General features: G+C 49.8%; 1 protein-coding gene. It reads right to left on the bottom strand.

The features are described 5' to 3' along the window. Nucleotides 1–1,842: hypothetical protein (locus HJV72_RS18700; RefSeq protein WP_208073356.1), on the bottom strand; the 1,842-nt coding region annotated here is incomplete at its 3' end. Nucleotides 1,843–1,886: the final 44 nt, after the last annotated feature.

A 1,886-nucleotide genomic window follows, 5' to 3' on the forward strand; every position in this document is an offset into this window, starting at 1 on the left:
CGGGCTGATCTCGCCTCTGTTTTTAAAGTCCTCATTGAACCAGGAGTAGCTGCCCAGGGCTAGCGTCCCTCCCGTTTCCGCTTCGATCGTCTCGGCTCTCTGCCCTGTCACCTCCCCATTTTCGTCAAAGCTTAATATCCGGGGGTGCGTGTATCCCCACTCAGGCGTGACACCGAATTTGAATGAATATTGATCGTCAGCGGCACCGGGGATCCCCGTGCCGGACGGATATTCTTTGTTGGCTATGGACTGCTTGTCTAAGAATACTCCCCCTGGTCTGATTGTGCGTTTGTTCCGGCTCCCGCCGGCTCCGCCAGTGTCATTTGGGTCCAGCATCAAGTACGAATCCGCCTCATCTCCTGCCGCTTCGATAGATACCTTGTCTAAGCCACGGAAATAGTGGGAGCCTTGTACGCTGCTGCTAGACTGCGTCTGTAGATAGAAGCTGTTTTTCATATTGCTGATTGTTACTATGGCCCTGAAATCATAATGTACTGTCGTGTCGGTTATGAGCTGCGCCTTCTTAACCTCGATCTTTATCTGGGCTCCATTCCCTGCAGTATAGCTTTCCGTTATCTGGGCCGCGCCTGTATCGCTCGTATCTTCCCAGGATGGGTCCCAGAAGTTGAACGTTTCATTTATCGGATGCGATGCAGAATAATCCGCGCCGTTCGGGAAGTAGCTCAGGGTCAATGTAGGGGACGGCCAGAAAAAGAATTTAGGGGAGTCCGCTGTTCCCCTGCCGCCGGCACGTTTCATGCGATATTCAAAGTGCATTACATCGCCGCTTCCAAATGTCCCGGTTGATATCTCTTTTTCTCCGGTGCCCATCAATACTTTTTTCGTATCGCTGCCCCGTGGTTTTGACGCTCCCCTCGTCAGATAATCCTTCCCATAATAATCCGTCCCATAATACGGATCACCCTCTGAATAGCCTCCTGCGTCATCCGTCTTCCTGATCCAGCTGTCACCCGCCTCTGTACTCTGCATATTGCCGGTGCCTTCATATACCCCGCAGATGAGAGGTCCTTCATCCCTGTCGCCGACTACGGTCATATCCAAGCTCTTGTCGGGATATATGAAGGAGTATGTGATCTCTCTTTTTGCCTCGTCTTCACTTCTGGATATCTGAAGGGATGCATCGCCAAAAATGATGCCGACCGGCGTAATGCCCGGCGCTTCCACCGTATGGTACCCTGCAGGATATGTCAGCTTTACTTTGACATGCGTGTCATGCCTTGCGTAGAAGCTTCCATCCGCTTCGGTGAATCCCAGGATGAACTCTAGTCCGAATCCTTCCGCCTTCTTATCATCTATAACATTCACGTTATACTCCTTCGTGTTCAGCAGGAACCTGAAGGAGACTTCAGCAGTATCCGGCACTTCATTCGCTATCTCAAAATCCTGGGCAGGGCCGTCGCCATTATCTACGGAATAGTAGCGCCTATCCCCTATCTTGTCATAATAGTTGATTGGATATACCTTCCAGGTCGCACCTTCAAGCAGTCTGATTTCAGCACGCGCGAACCTATAGGGCAGGCCTTCAAATGTCTGGTCATCGATATTTATGATATCTCCCCCGGAAAACTGGTAGTATCCCATCGGCTTCCCTTCTTCCATCGTATACATAGGCACCTCTATGGAAGAAGATCCATTGCTTTCCATTTTTTCAGCCTTTAGTTCACCAACCGTCACCGTCTCGGAAACCGCCGACGGGCCGGCTGATGCCTGTACATTCATCGTCTGCTCCCCAGCAAATGAAAGTACGGCCAATACTGGAATTAAAACTGCAAGAAATAAAGACTGCGGTTTTCTCCAAATCTTTCCTAATCTTTTTATCATAATTGTACTCCCCCAGTTTACAACATAATATGTATTATGTTGTA

The sequence above is a fragment of the Extibacter sp. GGCC_0201 genome (assembly GCF_017566055.1).
GTDB lineage: Bacteria > Bacillota > Clostridia > Lachnospirales > Lachnospiraceae > Extibacter.